This is a genomic window from Stenotrophomonas sp. SbOxS2 (genome assembly GCF_013416715.1).
Classification (GTDB): Bacteria; Pseudomonadota; Gammaproteobacteria; order Xanthomonadales; family Xanthomonadaceae; genus Stenotrophomonas; species Stenotrophomonas lactitubi.
The window spans coordinates 1-647 of the sequence record NZ_JAAVXD010000024.1 but is presented as its reverse complement, the minus strand read 5'-3'; the positions used below and the strand labels follow the sequence as shown (position 1 = coordinate 647).

The 647-nt window shown below is 65.1% G+C and carries 1 protein-coding gene; it reads right to left on the bottom strand.

What is annotated here, in order from left to right; translation table 11 throughout:
- Positions 1–647, bottom strand: a 647-nt coding sequence (locus HFK18_RS21625; protein WP_180167810.1) for a YqaJ viral recombinase family protein, incomplete at both ends; no start/stop codon positions are given.

Below are 647 nucleotides of genomic sequence, written 5' to 3'. Positions count from 1 at the left end.
ACACATCGAGATCGCTGTCCGACGAAAGGTCGCGTCGGTCGACGTAGGTGTCGCGGTACACGTCGAGCACGACGCGCCCGTCGCGGTCCCAATCCGGAGGCGGCTCCTCGCCGGCTGCAACCATCGCCCAGAACTCGTTGACGGCATCCACCAGGCGCGCCCAGAGGCGCTGATGCAGCGGAATATCGATGACGTGCAGGCGAAGGTTGCCGCGCCACGTGACGACGACGACCGCCACGCAGGCCCATTCGCAGCCGGTGAGCTTTGCCTCGGTGATCGCCTGCACGGCGATCCAGGTGGGCGGCACGACGTCGCCGGTGTCGGGGTCGAGCCAGAACTCCTTGAACGCGCTCTCCGACGCGCTCTTGATCTGCATGTTTCCTTTGCCGAACCGATCCGGCCGTCTAAGGAAAGCGTCGGGCGTTGCACCGATGCGCAGTACCTGGTCGCGATAGTAGGCGCGGTCGTTTTCGTAGAGGACTTCCCACTCGGGGTGCCTCTTTCGCACCATTGCCACGGCAACCGGCTCGAGGAGGTTGCCTCGTTCCATTGCTTCGGTCTCTTCGTCGTCAGGCGAGCGACGACCGGTCTTTTCTGCCCAGAGCTGATAGGGCGACGTGTACGGGTGTGCGCCGAGGACGGCGGCG